14 protein-coding genes are annotated in these 13375 nt (G+C 70.6%); 8 read left to right on the top strand and 6 right to left on the bottom strand.

Annotated elements, in window-relative coordinates; all coding sequences use genetic code 11:
- Positions 1-15: 15 nt before the first annotated feature.
- Entirely contained in the window at positions 16-1830 is a 1815-nt protein-coding gene (locus CyaNS01_RS00350) for a DNA polymerase III subunit gamma/tau (protein ID WP_186697960.1), read from the top strand.
- Between the two features lie 16 nt (positions 1831-1846).
- Here the strand turns inward: CyaNS01_RS00350 and CyaNS01_RS00345 are convergent, their stop codons facing one another.
- Positions 1847-3268 (bottom strand): glycosyltransferase family 2 protein, encoded by a 1422-nt coding sequence (locus tag CyaNS01_RS00345; RefSeq protein WP_186697958.1) that lies wholly within the window; start codon positions 3266-3268, stop codon positions 1847-1849.
- A 24-nt stretch (positions 3269-3292) separates the two neighbouring features.
- Positions 3293-4843, bottom strand: coding sequence for a SpoIID/LytB domain-containing protein (locus CyaNS01_RS00340; protein WP_186697956.1), 1551 nt, complete (start codon positions 4841-4843; stop codon positions 3293-3295).
- An 84-nt stretch (positions 4844-4927) separates the two neighbouring features.
- Between CyaNS01_RS00340 and rpmI the strand changes: the two genes are divergently transcribed.
- The 3 genes from rpmI to CyaNS01_RS00325 are packed head-to-tail and all read left to right on the top strand — an operon-like array spanning position 4928 to position 6113.
- Entirely contained in the window at positions 4928-5125 is a 198-nt protein-coding gene (gene rpmI / locus CyaNS01_RS00335; RefSeq protein ID WP_186697954.1) for a 50S ribosomal protein L35, read from the top strand.
- Between the two features lie 51 nt (positions 5126-5176).
- A complete protein-coding gene (gene rplT / locus CyaNS01_RS00330; RefSeq protein ID WP_186697953.1) occupies positions 5177-5524 on the top strand; it encodes a 50S ribosomal protein L20 in 348 nt (115 codons plus the stop codon).
- Positions 5525-5564: 40 nt separating this feature from the next.
- A complete protein-coding gene (locus CyaNS01_RS00325; protein WP_186697951.1) occupies positions 5565-6113 on the top strand; it encodes a tetratricopeptide repeat protein in 549 nt (182 codons plus the stop codon).
- A 12-nt stretch (positions 6114-6125) separates the two neighbouring features.
- Here the strand turns inward: CyaNS01_RS00325 and CyaNS01_RS00320 are convergent, their stop codons facing one another.
- Positions 6126-6728, bottom strand: a complete 603-nt coding sequence (locus CyaNS01_RS00320; RefSeq protein WP_225875712.1) for a hypothetical protein — start codon at positions 6726-6728, stop codon at positions 6126-6128.
- Positions 6729-6787: 59 nt separating this feature from the next.
- Here CyaNS01_RS00320 and CyaNS01_RS00315 point away from each other — a divergent pair, with 59 nt between their 5' ends.
- The 4 genes from CyaNS01_RS00315 (at position 6788) to CyaNS01_RS00300 (ending at position 10416) form a co-directional block, all read left to right on the top strand.
- Entirely contained in the window at positions 6788-7648 is an 861-nt protein-coding gene (locus CyaNS01_RS00315) for a thiazole synthase (RefSeq protein ID WP_370561615.1), read from the top strand.
- A 107-nt stretch (positions 7649-7755) separates the two neighbouring features.
- Positions 7756-7926: a photosystem II assembly protein Psb34 gene (gene psb34 / locus CyaNS01_RS00310; protein ID WP_186697949.1), complete on the top strand. Its 171-nt coding sequence runs from the start codon at positions 7756-7758 to the stop codon at positions 7924-7926.
- 87 nt (positions 7927-8013) lie between these two features.
- A complete protein-coding gene (locus CyaNS01_RS00305) occupies positions 8014-9207 on the top strand; it encodes an NAD-dependent epimerase/dehydratase family protein (RefSeq protein WP_186697947.1) in 1194 nt (397 codons plus the stop codon).
- Positions 9208-9267: 60 nt separating this feature from the next.
- A complete protein-coding gene (locus tag CyaNS01_RS00300; RefSeq protein ID WP_186697945.1) occupies positions 9268-10416 on the top strand; it encodes a glycosyltransferase family 1 protein in 1149 nt (382 codons plus the stop codon).
- Positions 10417-10445: 29 nt separating this feature from the next.
- Here the strand turns inward: CyaNS01_RS00300 and mrdA are convergent, their stop codons facing one another.
- The 3 genes from mrdA to CyaNS01_RS00285 all read right to left on the bottom strand — a co-directional run bounded on the left by mrdA (position 10446) and on the right by CyaNS01_RS00285 (position 13300).
- On the bottom strand, positions 10446-12188 hold the full coding sequence (gene mrdA / locus CyaNS01_RS00295; RefSeq protein WP_186697943.1) for a penicillin-binding protein 2: 1743 nt from the start codon (positions 12186-12188) through the stop codon (positions 10446-10448).
- 2 nt (positions 12189-12190) lie between these two features.
- Positions 12191-12586 (bottom strand): hypothetical protein, encoded by a 396-nt coding sequence (locus CyaNS01_RS00290; protein WP_186697942.1) that lies wholly within the window; start codon positions 12584-12586, stop codon positions 12191-12193.
- 84 nt (positions 12587-12670) lie between these two features.
- Complete coding sequence (locus CyaNS01_RS00285) at positions 12671-13300, bottom strand: hypothetical protein (RefSeq protein ID WP_186697940.1); 630 nt, start codon at positions 13298-13300, stop codon at positions 12671-12673.
- Positions 13301-13375 lie beyond the last annotated feature (75 nt).

Here is a 13375-nt window from a genome sequence, read left to right as displayed (position 1 = left end):
TCCTGAGGCCGCCCCATGGGCCAGGCCTACCAGCCGCTCCACCACAAGTACAGACCTCAGCGCTTCGACCAGCTGGTGGGGCAGGAGGCCATCGCCGCCACGCTGGTCAATGCCCTGCGCTCCGGCCGTATCGCGCCGGCCTACCTGTTCAGCGGGCCCAGGGGCACGGGCAAGACGTCCAGCGCCAGGATCATGGCGCGCTCGCTCAACTGCCTCAGCGCCCCCGGGCCCACGCCTGAACCCTGCGGCCACTGCGAGCTCTGCACCGGGATCGCCTCCGGCAGTGCCCTCGACGTGATCGAGATCGACGCCGCCTCCAACACCGGCGTGGACAACATCCGCGAGCTGATCGAGCGCTCCCGCTTCGCGCCGGTGCAGGCCCGCTGGAAGGTGTATGTGGTGGACGAGTGTCACATGCTCTCCACGGCGGCCTTCAACGCCCTGCTCAAGACCCTGGAGGAGCCACCGCCGCAGGTGGTGTTCGTGCTGGCCACCACCGACCCCCAGCGGGTGCTGCCCACGATCCTGAGCCGCTGCCAGCGCTTCGACTTCCGCCGCATCCCCCTGCCGGCCCTGGAGCGCCATCTGGGCTGGATCGCCGCCCAGGAAGCGATCGCGATCACGCCCGAGGCCCTCCACGTGGTGGCCCAGCGGTCCCAGGGCGGGCTGCGCGATGCCGAAAGCCTGCTCGATCAGCTCAGCCTGCTGCCCCCGCCCATCGAGGTGGAGGCCGTGTGGGACCTGCTCGGGGCGGTGCCGGAACAGGAGCTGCTGCACCTGGCCGCGGCCCTGGCGGGGGCCGAGCCACTCGGCCTGATCGAGGCCAGCCGCGAGCTGCTGGAGCGGGGCCGGGAGCCGGCGGCCGTGCTGCAGGGGATGGCCAGTCTGCTGCGGGATCTGGTGCTGGTGGGCCTGGCCCCCGAGCGACTCGAGCTCACGGCCGTGTCCCGGCAGTTCCGCAGCCAGCTGCCGGATCTGGCCAGCCGCCTGGGTCAGCCACGCCTGCTGCAGTGGCAGGCCCAGCTCAAGGGCAGCGAGCAGCAGCTGCGCCACAGCGTCAACCCCCGCCTCTGGCTTGAGGTGCTGCTGCTGGGCCTGCTGGCGCCGCGGCAGCCCGTGGCCGCCAGCCAGCCTGAGACGCAGCGGGCTGCTGCCGCGCCGCCGCCAGCAGCCACTCCTGCCGCCACCCCAGCCGCCACGCCGCCGGGGCCCCCGGTGGCCCCGCAGCCGGCTGCGACATCCCCGCAACAGCTGGCCCCGGAGCCACGGGCGGTGAACCTCAGCGAGCTCTGGCAGCAGATCCTGGCCTGCCTGGAGCTGCCCTCCACCCGCATGCTGCTGAGCCAGCAGGGCCGCCTGGTGGGGCTGGATGAACGCCGGGCGGTGGTGCAGGTGGCCAGCCAGTGGGTCGCCATGGTGCACAACCGCCAGGCCCTGGTGGAGCAGGCGATCGCCAAGGCCCTCGGCAGCCCCCGCCAGCTGGTGCTGGAAGCCGGCCGAGAGCCCACGCCCGCAGCACCGGCAGCCCCGCCGCCCGAACGCGTCGTGCGGGCAGGAGCCCCCAGCCCCGCCCCAACCCCCACCGCCGAGGCCGCACCGCCACCGCCCCCGAGCCGGCCCGCAGCGCCGCCGACCCCGGCCCCACCTCCAAGCCCAAGCCATCCAGCCCCCAGCAACAGCTCCGCAGGCCCGGCCAGGGCCGCCGGCGAGCCAGGCCCTGGCCACTCCTCCCCCCTGGATGACAAGGCCCGCCGTCTGGCGGACTTCTTCAACGGCGAAGTGGTGGAACTGGACGGGCCCCTCGACGACGCCGGCCAGGATGTGGCCTGAGCAGCGGGGGCTGCGCTCAGGCCACCGCCGGGTCTTCCACCGAGGCGTCCTCGGCTGAGGGGTCCGCAGAGCCGGACTCGCCCAGGTGCAGCGTCTTGGCCCAGACCAGGCGCTTGGGCAGCAGGGCCATGCGCAGGCTGGTCCAGGGAATCACCACGAACCAGTGGCCGAGATAGGCAATGCCGAGGGCCAGGTTCCAGGGAGCCATGGGCGGGAACACCGGGCCCTCCGAGGGCCGGCGGCAGCCCAGCAGGATGGAGCAGCCCGACAGCCCGAACGCCACGAACGACAGGGGCCAGATCAGCGGCGGCGTGGTGGTGAGCAGGGCGCCGAGCAGATCGGCCATCGCCACCACGGGCATGGCGTACTGCAACAGGAAGAAACTGCAGAGATCGAGCCGGCGGCGGCGGCTCAGCTGCCGGGACAACAGCCCGGGCCCGTAATCAAAGAAGCGCTGCAGGCCGCCCTCAGCCCAGCGCTGGCGCTGGCGCCAGAGGGCCGCCAGGCTGAGCACCGCCTCCTCCCGCACCGGGGGATCCCAGAGGATGCCGATCGAGGCCCCCTGCAGCAGCAGGCGGAAACTGAGGTCGAGATCGTCGGTGACCGTGGCCTCGTTGAAGCCGCCGGCGGCCAGCAGGGCCTCACGGCGCAGCAGCTGGCCGTTGCCCCGCAGCTCCACCACACCGCCGCGGCTCTGGCGCCCCTCCTGGACCACGGCGTCGAGGGCCATCTCCATCGACTGGGCCCGGGTGAGCCAGTTGCCCAGAGGGTTCACCACCGCCTTGCGCAGCTGCACCGCCGCCCACTCGCCCGCCTCAGCCCAGGGGATCAGCCGTTCGAGGCTGTCGCTCTGCAGATCGGCATCGGCATCCAGCACCAGCATCCAGGGAGCCTGGAGCTGCTGCAGGGCCAGGTTCAGGGCTCCCGACTTGCCCCCGCCGGCATCGGCCTCGCGCCGCAGCACCCGCAGGAAGGCAAAGCGCTGGCGCAACTCAGCCAACAGCTGGGGAGTGGCATCGGAACTGCCGTCATCCACCACCCACAGCTGCAGCTGACCGGCCGGGTAGCGCAACGCCGCGATGCGCTCCACCAGCCGGCCGATCACGGCCTGCTCATCGCGGGCGGCCACCACCACATCCACCGCACTGGCGCCTGGGCTGGGGATCCCGGCTGGGGAAGGGTTGGGGGCGGCTGCCTGCCGGGCCGCACCGGCACGGCCCCGCCCCAGCGCCGGCAACAGCACCGCGTAGACGCTGTAGCCCCCCAGCAGCAGGGCCATGCCGGTGGAGGGCCAGAGCCGAATGGCCGGATCGAGCCAGTGGGGCACCATGCCGGCCCAGCCGCAGGCGATCACGAACAGCGCCGATTTGCCACGGCGGCGATCAGCAGCGGCCGCCGCCGGACGCAGGACGTTGGTGGTACTGCCGTCCGCAGCCATGGCGTTCCCGGAAGTGTGCGGACTCTAAGGGGCACTCCCAGGTGCTTTGGTGTCCAGGGCAGACAGGGGCTGCAGCGTGGTGCCGGGGTAATAGCGGCTGAGGATGCGCTGCAGGGTCCAGCCCCGCCGAGCCAGGTCGATGGCTCCAGCCTGGGAGAGGCCGGCGCCGTGCCCGAAGCCGCCGCCATCGAAGCGCCAGCTGCCGGCGCCGCTGGGCGCCACCACGAACAGGGTGCTCGGCAGCTGGCGCAGGGTGCGGCGGATCGCATCCAGCCGCAGCACGGTGGAACCACCGCTGCCCTGGATGCCCAGGGCGAGCACCCGGCCGCTCACCCCCCGCTCCAGCACCGACACGGTCTGGGGGGTGCCGAGCTGGGGGGCGGTGGCGCGCAGGGCCTGGCCGAGCTGCACCGCCGTGATGGTGCGGCTCCAGCGGAAGCGGGGATGGTCGGCGCCGTAGAGGGCCGAGCCCCCCGAGAGCAGAGGAGCCACCTGGGCAGCCGCCAGGGGCAGCGGGAAACGGGTCTGGAGGGCCTGCGGGCCATCCAGAAAGGGCTTCAGGTAGGGGAGGGGAGGCCCGCTCCAGACCTCCTCAAAGCCGGCCGCCACGCCGCCATTGGTGGCGTGATAAACCGCGTGGATGGGCTCCCCCTGCCAGCTCAGCACCTGGGAGCGGGTGGCTGCGATGGCCTGGCGCACGGCCGCGCCGGCCTGGCGTGGATCGGCATAGACCTGGCACTGGGTATCGGCACAGAGGTGGTAGCCGTCCACATGGAAGCGGATCTGGTTGCGCAGGGCCCAGGTGCGGGCCAGCACCGCCTGGGCGGCGAGGGCGGCCGGCGGGGAGCCGGCACCGATCTCGTGGGGCACCACCCCCTGGAGATAGCGCTCCACGGGAACCTCCTCCACCAGCGCCCAGGTGCCATAGGCATCGGGTTGGAGCCGGAAGGGTCCCTGGAACAGACCGCCCTGCCAGAGCAGCCCGCCTGGGGTCTCCAGCCGCACGGGCCCCTCCATCAGCACGGGGCCGTCATCACGGCGCAGCTCCAGCACCAGCCGCTGGCTGAGGGTCTGTTCAACGCGCCGGGCCTGCCCGAGGCCCTCGGGCAGGGGCGCATCCAGGGGCGCCCACACCTCCCATTCGCGCGGATTGGCGATCAGCGGGGCCACGCCGGCGGCGCGCCAGCGGCCGGCGGCCTCCTCGGCACTCTCGAAGCTGGCGAAGGGGCCCAGCACCTGGCGACGGATCTCCAGCGCCGGCTGCACCGGCACCGTGCGCCAATGCAGCACCAGGCGCGGCGAGCTGTAGCGGCCACCGGAGGCCGTGACCAGGGTCATCAGGCCACCGCCACTGCGCAGCTCCAGGGGCATCGCCGCGCTCAGCCGGGGGGCCAGGCCCACCCAGAGCACCGGGTTGGCGGGGTCGATCCGGGGCGGCGCCGGCACCGGCCAGCGCAGCGTGCTCTGGAGCGGGGGCGGGGCGAGAGGCTGGGCCGAGCAACCCGTGCCCACCTGCAGGGCACCGGCCCAGAGGCTGGTGAGGGCCAGATGGCGCAGGGAGGCGGTGGGAGACATCAGCTGGGGGCGGACGGCACCAAGAGCTTGGAGGATGGCGGGGCCAGGTCGTAGGGTGATTGTTTGTGCCAGCGCCGGGGAGACATGCCCAAGCTCAAGACCCGCAGAGCAGCCGCCAAGCGGTTCAAGGCCACCGGCACCGGCAAGTTCATGCGTCGCCGGGCCTTCCACAACCACCTGCTCGATCACAAGAGCCCCAAGCGCAAGCGCTACCTGGGCACGATGGCCGTCGTCGACGAGCGCGACGCCGACAACGTCAAGGGCATGCTGCCCTACGCCTGAGGGCAGCGGCCACCGCTACGCCTTCCCTTCATCTCCACCTGATTCCCTGCCATGGCCCGCGTCAAGAGGGGCAACGTTGCCCGTAAACGCCGCAATAAAGTTCTGAGATTGGCCCGCGGCTTCCGCGGCGGCAATGGTTCCCTCTTCCGCACCGCCAACCAGCGGGTGATGAAGGCCCTCTGCAATGCCTACCGCGACCGTCGCCGCCGCAAGCGCGATTTCCGTCGGCTCTGGATCGCTCGCATCAACGCCGCGGCGAGGATCAACGGCGTCAGCTACAGCCGTCTGATGGGCGGCCTCAAGAAGGCGGATGTGCGCCTGAACCGCAAGATGCTGGCCCAGCTGGCCGTGGTCGACCCCACCAGCTTCAGCAGCGTCGTCGGCTCCGCCAAGGCCTGATCGCCGACCACCCGATCCCTCCTCCCAGCCCCGGCGCCCCTTGGAAAACCTGCTTCCCCAGGCCTATCTGATCGGCCTGGTCGTCTTGCTCGGCGGTGCTGCCGTGGTGGTGGCGCGCCAGATCTGGAAGGTGCGCCAGGACGAGGTCACCCTGGCGCGCCTCGAGCGCCAGGGTGGTCAAGGCGCCCAGACGGAGGCCAGGGATGCCGCCAGCCTCTATGAGCTGGGCTCCGTGCAACTGCGCAAGCGCCTGTTCGGCCAGGCGGTGGAGAGCCTCAGTGAGGCCCGCCAGCTGGCCACGGCGGAAGAGGCCCCGGCGGAGGCCCTGGCCCTGATCGAGAACGCGCTGGGCTTCGCGCTGGCGGCCCAGAAGAATTACAAGACGGCCCTCAAGCACTACCGGGCTGCCCTCAAGGCCAAGCCTGACTATCCCGTGGCCCTCAACAACCTCGCCTACGCCCTGGAGAAGGAGCAGGACCCCGAGCAGGCCCGTGCCACCTATCAGAAGGTGCTCGAACTCGACAGCGGCAACCGCACGGCCCTCAAGCGCCTGAACAGGCTGGAGCGCACCCAGGGGAAGGCGGCCTGAAGGCCGCCAGCCTCACCAGAGCCCGCGCACGGGCGCGATCGGCGCCGGCCCCCCTGGGGCGCTGACGGGCTGAGACTGGGGCTGCAGCTCCAGGCGTCCGCCGGAATTGGTGAGCCGCGGGGCATTCCAGCCGACAAGGGCGAGCCCCTGCTGACCCGAGAACATGCCGCCCATCTCCAGGCCGCCCACATTGCAGCGGCAGAGCAGGATCAGATCGAGCTGGTCGGACTCGGCATTGAGGTTGCCCTGCACCGCCGTCGAGGCGCCGTTGATGGTCATGGTGCCGCGCAGATCGACGATCTGACCCACCGCTCTCAGCTCGGAGAGGCTGAGGCTGGCAGGCACGACCTCACTGCCGCCGAAGGCCTGGTAAGAGCCCACCCAGGACCGCGGGATCTCGCGCACCAGCAGCTCGGCGCGACCGACGGGATCGAAGGTCTCGACGCTGGAGTCGCGCTGGTCGGCGGCAGGGACGCCGAATTCGGCGGGGAGGCTGAAGGGAAGAAAGCTGTCAGCGCCCAGGAACTGCGCCGCCGCTGGCGCGGGTGTGAGGGGCAGAGCGGCCAGCGGCAGCGCAGCGAGGGGCAGAGCCGTGAGCAGGAGCGTTCGAAGCACGGCAGGGCCGGAGTTGATGGGAGGCTAGAGCCATTGTGAGCCATGCGCCGGAAGCCATCGTGGTGCCCAACCCAACCGGGATCCCCCTCTCCAGCAGCGCCGCCGCCGGCGAGGCCCCTGCCGCCGGCAGCGACGACCTGCTGATCGGCGGACGCCGCTTCCGCAGCCGGCTGATGACCGGCACGGGCAAGTACGCCGATCTCGCCACCATGCAGGCCAGCCTGGAGCGCAGCGACTGCGCCATCGTCACTGTGGCGGTGCGCCGGGTGCAGAGCGGCGCTCCGGGCCACGGCGGCCTGATGCAGGCGATCGACTGGCAGCGCATCTGGATGCTGCCGAACACCGCCGGCTGCGCCACCGCCGAGGAAGCGGTGCGGGTGGCCAGGCTGGGGCGGGAGCTGGCCAAGCTGGCGGGGCAGGAGGACAACAGCTTCGTGAAGCTGGAGGTGATCCCCGACAGCCGCCACCTGCTACCCGATCCGTTCGGCACTCTGGAGGCGGCCGAGCAACTGGTGAAGGAGGGCTTCACGGTGCTGCCCTACATCAATGCCGACCCGCTGCTGGCCAAGCGGCTGGAGGAGGTGGGCTGCGCCACGGTGATGCCGCTGGCCTCACCGATCGGCTCCGGCCAGGGCATCCGCAATGGCGCCAACATCGCCCTGATCATCGAGAACGCCAGCGTGCCGGTGGTGGTGGACGCGGGCATCGGTGTGCCCAGCGAGGCGGCCGAGGCCATGGAGATGGGGGCCGATGCCCTGCTGATCAACAGCGCCATCGCCCTGGCCGGCAACCCGCCCCTGATGGCCCAGGCCATGGCCCAGGCCTGCCAGGCCGGCCGCCTGGCCTTCCAGGCCGGACGGCTGCCGCGACGCCCCCAGGCCAGCCCCAGCTCCCCCGGCCAGGGGCGCGTGGGCAGCTGATCGCCCTTCCGCCGGGCGCCGCATGAACTTCCGTTGACGTTCTGGCCGCGGCGGCCTGACAGCCCGGACATCTCTCCATAAGGTGAGCCCTCCTAGAGCCCTGGTCCATGCAGGTCACCGAAGAAGACGGCGGCAAGCTCAACGCCTTCGCCCGGGAGCCCCGCATGGTGGTGATGGAGGAGGGCGAGCGCAGCAGCAGCCAGTCGCGGTTGCTGCTGATCGGCGGGGCCGTTCTGGTGCTGGCCCTGGTGGTGGTGGCCGTGGGGATCAGCGGCTGAGAGCGCCGGAACGCCTGTAGTAGCTTGCCCCGATGAGCGACAGCTCGTCCTGCAGGGGTCTGGGGTTTTCGGAATGAAGGTTTCGGAATGAAGGTGTTCGTTCTCGGCGGCGATGGCTTCTGCGGCTGGCCCTGTGCGGTCAACCTGGCGGATGCCGGCCACGATGTGGTGATCGTCGACAACCTGAGCCGGCGCAAGATCGACGTCGACCTGGAGGTCGAGTCGCTGACGCCGATCGCCACCATCAGCGAGCGCCTGCGGGCCTGGGAGCAGGTGGGGGGCCGGGCGATCCGCTTCGTGCGGATGGACATCGCCCAGGAGTACACCCGCCTGCTGGATCTGCTGCGCGACGAGCGGCCCACGGCCGTGGTGCACTTCGCCGAGCAGAGGGCGGCCCCCTACTCGATGAAGTCCAGCGCCACCAAGCGCTACACCGTGGACAACAACGTCAACGGCACCCACAACCTGCTGGCCGCGATCGTGGAGAGCGGCCTCGACATTCACATCGTGCACCTGGGCACGATGGGGGTCTACGGCTACGGCTCCCATCGCGGCGCCACGATTCCCGAGGGCTACCTCACGGTGGAGGTGCCCCAGCCGGATGGCAGCCGCTTCACCGAGAAGATCCTGCACCCTGCCAGCCCCGGCAGTGTGTATCACATGACCAAGACTCTGGATCAGTTGTTGTTCCTCTACTACAACAAAAACGACCAGATCCGCATCACTGATCTGCACCAGGGCATCGTCTGGGGCACCAACACGGAGCTCACCGAAAGGGATCCCCGCCTCACCAATCGTTTCGACTACGACGGCGACTACGGCACGGTGCTGAACCGCTTCCTGATGCAGGCCGCCATCGGCTACCCGCTCACGGTGCATGGCACCGGCGGCCAGACCCGCGCCTTCATCCACATCCGCGACTCCGTGCGCTGTGTGCAGCTGGCCCTGGAGCACCCGCCCGCCCATGGCGAGAAGGTGAAGATCTTCAACCAGATGACCGAGAGCCACCAGGTGGGCGAACTGGCCCGCAAGGTGTCGTCCCTCACCAACGCCGAGATCACCTACTTGCCCAACCCTCGCAATGAGGCCGTGGAGAACGACCTGATCGTGGACAACCGCTGCTTCATCGAGCTGGGCCTCAACCCCACCACCCTCGACGACGGTCTGATGGCCGAAGTGGTGGATGTGGCCCGCCGCTGGGCTGACCGCTGCGACCGCAGTCGGATCCCCTGCGTGTCGGCCTGGACCACCACCCAGGCCCAGGCCATCAAGACGGCTTGATCCGGGCGACCTGATCGAACCCGCCTGCATCCAGCTCTCCCCCCCTGCGGCACCCGAGCCTTGAAGATCGCCTTCTTCACCGAGACCTTCCTGCCCAAGGTCGACGGGATTGTGACCCGCCTCACCAAGACGGTGCAGCACCTGGTGGATCTGGGAGATGAGGTGCTGATCTTCTGCCCGGAGGGCGCTCCGGCCGAGTACATGGGTGCGCGGGTGGTGGGGGTGCCGGCCATGCCGCTGCCCCTCTATCCGGAGCTGAAGCTGGCCCTGCCCCGCCCCGCCGTGGCGGAGGCCCTCGAGGAGTTCCAGCCCGATCTGGTGCATGTGGTGAACCCGGCCGTGCTCGGCCTGGGCGGCATCTGGCTGGCGAAGACCAAGGGCTATCCCCTGATCGCCAGCTACCACACCCACCTGCCCAAGTATCTGGAGCACTACGGCATGGGCATGCTGGAGCCGCTGCTGTGGGAACTGCTCAAGGCCGCCCACAACCAGGCCAGCCTCAACCTCTGCACCTCCAGCGCCATGGTGCAGGAGCTGAGCGAGAAGGGCATCCAGCACACCGACCTCTGGCAGCGCGGCGTGGACACCGAACTGTTCCGCCCTGAACTGCGCAACCAGGCCACGCGGGAGCAGTTGCTGGGCGGCCACAGCGACACCGGCAAGCTGCTGCTCTACATCGGCCGCCTCTCCGCCGAAAAACAGATCGAGCGGATCCGGCCGGTGCTTGAGGCCATGCCTGAGGCCCGCCTGGCCCTGGTGGGGGATGGTCCCCACCGCCAGGCCCTGGAGAAGGTGTTCGCCGGCACCGCCACCACCTTCGTGGGCTACCTGACAGGCGCGCCCCTGGCCAGCGCCTATGCCAGCGGCGATGCCTTCGTGTTCCCGAGCAGCACCGAAACCCTGGGCCTGGTGTTGCTGGAGGCCATGGCGGCCGGTTGCCCGGTGGTGGGGGCCAACCGCGGCGGCATTCCGGACATCGTCAGCGATGGCGTCAACGGCTGCCTCTATGAGCCCGATGGCGCCGACGGCGGCGCCGCGAGTCTGGCGGCGGCGGTGGGGCGGCTGCTGGGGGATCCAGGCGAGCGCCAGCTGCTGCGTCAGGCCGCCCGCAGCGAGGCCGAGCGCTGGGGCTGGGCCTCCGCCACCCAGCAGCTGCGCGGCTTCTACTGCCGCCTGCTGGAGCGGCCCCAGCTGCAGCTGGTGGCCTGAACAGTTGCGCAACCTGAGCCGGCACGGGCTCAGTCGGGCCGGGCGCCGCCGCTGAACCAGGTGGTCATCAGGGCCTTGACCATCGGTGCCGCCACCGTGCCGCCGTAGCCCCCGGAGTTCTCGCCGAAGGCCACGATCACCAGGCTGGGCTTGTCGGCTGGCGCATAGCCACCGAACCAGGCGTGGTCGGGGCGGGGGGGATCCTCACCGGTGCCGGTCTTGCCGGCCACCGGCGGCAGGCTCGGATCGTTGAGCAGCCGCGCCGTGCCCTCGGTGACCACCATGCGCAGACCCTTCTGCAGCACGGCCACGGTGGAGGGCTTGAGGCCGATGCGGGTGCGGGTGGGGGGCTTCTCCACCAGGTGGGGCGTGACCAGCCAGCCGCCATTGGCCACGGCCGCGTAGAGACGCGCCATCTGCAGCGGCGTCACCAGCAGGGCCCCCTGGCCGATCGAGGAGGTGATCGTGTCCACGGGGGTCCAGGGCTCATCGAGCGCCTTGCGCTTCCAGGCCTGATCCCCCAGCAGCCCCCCCGTTTCCTCATCGCTGAGCTCGATGCCGGTGGGGCTGCCGAAACCCAGCCGCCGCGCCGTGGCGAACAGGGCATCAGGGCCGATCTTCAGGCCGGCCCGGTAGTAGAAGGTGTTGCTGCTCACCGCCAAGGCGAAGGGGAAACCCACAAGCCCATGGGCGCCGTGGTCGCGGTAGCAGAGGCCGGCGTAGCAGAAGGAGCTGGTGGTGAGCACCTTGTCGTTGGGGCCGTAGACCCCCGACTCCAGCGCCGCCGCGGTGGTGACCACCTTGAAGGTGCTGGCGGGGGGGAACCCCTGGAAGGCACGGTTCAGCAAGGGCGCCTCCGGGCCGTTGAGGGCGGCCCACTCCTGGCTCGACGGAGCCGGCGAGAACACGTTGGGGTCAAAGGCCGGCCGGCTGGCCAGCGCCCGGATCGCCCCCGTCTCGGGATCCATCGCCACGATGGCGCCCTTGCGCACCGAGTCGAGCGCCCGCTCCGCCGCCTGCTGCAGGGGCAGATCCAGGGTGAGCCGCAGGTCTTTGCCCGCCTCGGCCGGCTTGTCGCCGAGCACCCGCTGCACCTGGCCCGCGGCATTCACCTCCACCTGCTGGCCGCCCCACTGGCCGCGCAGATGGGATTCGAAGGCGCTCTCCAACCCCGTGCGGCCCACCCGGTCGCGGATGCGGTAGCCCTTGTCGCGCTTGCGCTCGTATTCCTCTTCGGTGATGCCGCTGGTGTAGCCGAGCACGTGGGCCGCCAGGCGGCCATGGGGATAGCTGCGCAGCACGTCCACATCCACTTCAGCGCCGCGCAGCTCACTGGCCTGTTCGCGAAAGCGCAGCACCTGCTCAGCCGCCAGGCCCTCCGCCAGGGTGATCCGGAAGCCCTCGGCATTGCTGCCGCTGCTGCGTTTCTGGTCGAGGCTGGCGGGATTCAGCTTCAGCAGTGCGGCCAAGGCGTCCCGCAGGGGCGGCCATTGGTCGTCAGACACCTCGCGGGGCTGGATGTAGAGGTTGTAGGTGAGCCGACTGGTGGCGAGCACCTCGCCCTGACGATCGAGCAGACGGCCGCGGATCGGGTTGCGCGGCATCAGCCGGATGCGGTTCTGATCGGCCCGCTCGCGGTTCTCAACGCCGTGCACCAGCTGCAGCCAGGCCAGCCGCGACACCATGGCGCCGCTGCACAGCAGCACCACCAGCAGCAGCAGCAACGGCTGCTGGCCCATGCCGCTGTGGCGGCCTGCCTGGCCGTAGGCCATGGCTAGGGGGTCTCCCCATCCGGGGTGAGCCGCAGCTCCAGCAGCCGCAGGCTCTCGGCCACCGAGGCCAGACGCCGCTGCAGTTCGGCAGGATCGCTGGCTTCCTGGGAGAGAGGTGGATCGGCCCCATCAGAGCCGGGATCCACATCCCGCACGCTCACCTTCATCACCGGATTGCCGAGTCCGGGGCTGACCCGATCGAGCTGCTCGCGCACCTGACTGGCGGCCTGTTCGCCCTCCTGGCGCAACTGGGCCAGGGGATCGGCGCTGGAGCCATCGAAGGCGGCGATCAGCTCCTGGGGGCCGCCCTTGCGTACCCGGTCCACGGCGGCCAGGCCCATGGGCAACATGTCCTGCATCAGGCTGAGCCGCAGGCTGTCGAGGGGATCGGCGGCCATGGACAGGAAGCAAACGCGCTCCCGCCAGTCTGCCGCGCCCACGGCCCCTGACGGAGCGCCGCGGCCAGCGCCTTGAACCAGGGCCTAGGGCATGGGGTTGGCCTGCAGAGCCGGCACGCCGGGAGCCACGATCACCTGGCGGCAGGCCTGCTGACTGCCCCACCACCAGCCGGCCCCCACACTCAGCACCACCGCCATGGCCGCCGGCACCAGGGCCTGCCGGGTCACCTCCAGGCCGATCCACTCGTTCCAGGCCCGCAGGGTGCGGTCACGGTCGAAGCGGCGCCGTTCCCTGAGCTCCTCCTGCTGGCGGCGCCGCAGGGCCCGGGCCACCCAGCGCTCGAAGGCGCGCTTCTTGGTCACGGCCATCTTGCGCTCCACTTCGAGCAGCTGGCCGGCGGTGAGATCGGGGTTGAAGGTGCTGATCAGTTCCAGGGTCTTGAGGAACATCTCCACGGAGCCCTCCTTGGCCAGCCGCTCCTGGGGATCGAGTTGCTCCCAGTTGAGTTCCGGGTAGAAACGGCCGCGGTTGGCGGTGATCTGCTCCTCCGGCAGCTGGCCGGGCTCCCGCAGCCAGCGGTCGGTGTTGGCGTCGAAGCGACGCCAGTAGAGGAAGGGGTTGAGGTAGATCGTCCTGCCAGCCAGCAGGATGCTGTCCTGCTGCAGCTTGCGCTGCAGGTCGGGATCGCTGGATGTCGCAGGAGCGGCCGTCACGGCGGAGCAGGCTTGGGGCCCCGAAGGTAACGGAGGCCTCCCGACCAGGCCAGCGGGGGCTCAGTCAGCGAAGCC

The sequence above is a fragment of the Cyanobium sp. NS01 genome (assembly GCF_014280235.1).
Classification (GTDB): Bacteria; Cyanobacteriota; Cyanobacteriia; order PCC-6307; family Cyanobiaceae; genus NIES-981.
This window is presented reverse-complemented; position numbering and strand designations above follow the sequence as displayed.

What these genes read in the sequence shown, in the direction of transcription:
- CyaNS01_RS00350 (WP_186697960.1), top strand. Translation starts at nt 16, where the DNA reads ATGGGCCAGGCCTACCAGCCGCTCCACCACAAGTACAGACCTCAGCGC.
- rpmI (WP_186697954.1), top strand. Translation starts at nt 4,928, where the DNA reads ATGCCCAAGCTCAAGACCCGCAGAGCAGCCGCCAAGCGGTTCAAGGCC.
- CyaNS01_RS00340 (WP_186697956.1), bottom strand. Translation starts at nt 4,843, where the DNA reads ATGTCTCCCACCGCCTCCCTGCGCCATCTGGCCCTCACCAGCCTCTGG.
- psb34 (WP_186697949.1), top strand. Translation starts at nt 7,756, where the DNA reads ATGCAGGTCACCGAAGAAGACGGCGGCAAGCTCAACGCCTTCGCCCGG.
- CyaNS01_RS00345 (WP_186697958.1), bottom strand. Translation starts at nt 3,268, where the DNA reads ATGGCTGCGGACGGCAGTACCACCAACGTCCTGCGTCCGGCGGCGGCC.
- mrdA (WP_186697943.1), bottom strand. Translation starts at nt 12,188, where the DNA reads ATGGCCTACGGCCAGGCAGGCCGCCACAGCGGCATGGGCCAGCAGCCG.
- rplT (WP_186697953.1), top strand. Translation starts at nt 5,177, where the DNA reads ATGGCCCGCGTCAAGAGGGGCAACGTTGCCCGTAAACGCCGCAATAAA.
- CyaNS01_RS00305 (WP_186697947.1), top strand. Translation starts at nt 8,014, where the DNA reads ATGAAGGTGTTCGTTCTCGGCGGCGATGGCTTCTGCGGCTGGCCCTGT.
- CyaNS01_RS00290 (WP_186697942.1), bottom strand. Translation starts at nt 12,586, where the DNA reads ATGGCCGCCGATCCCCTCGACAGCCTGCGGCTCAGCCTGATGCAGGAC.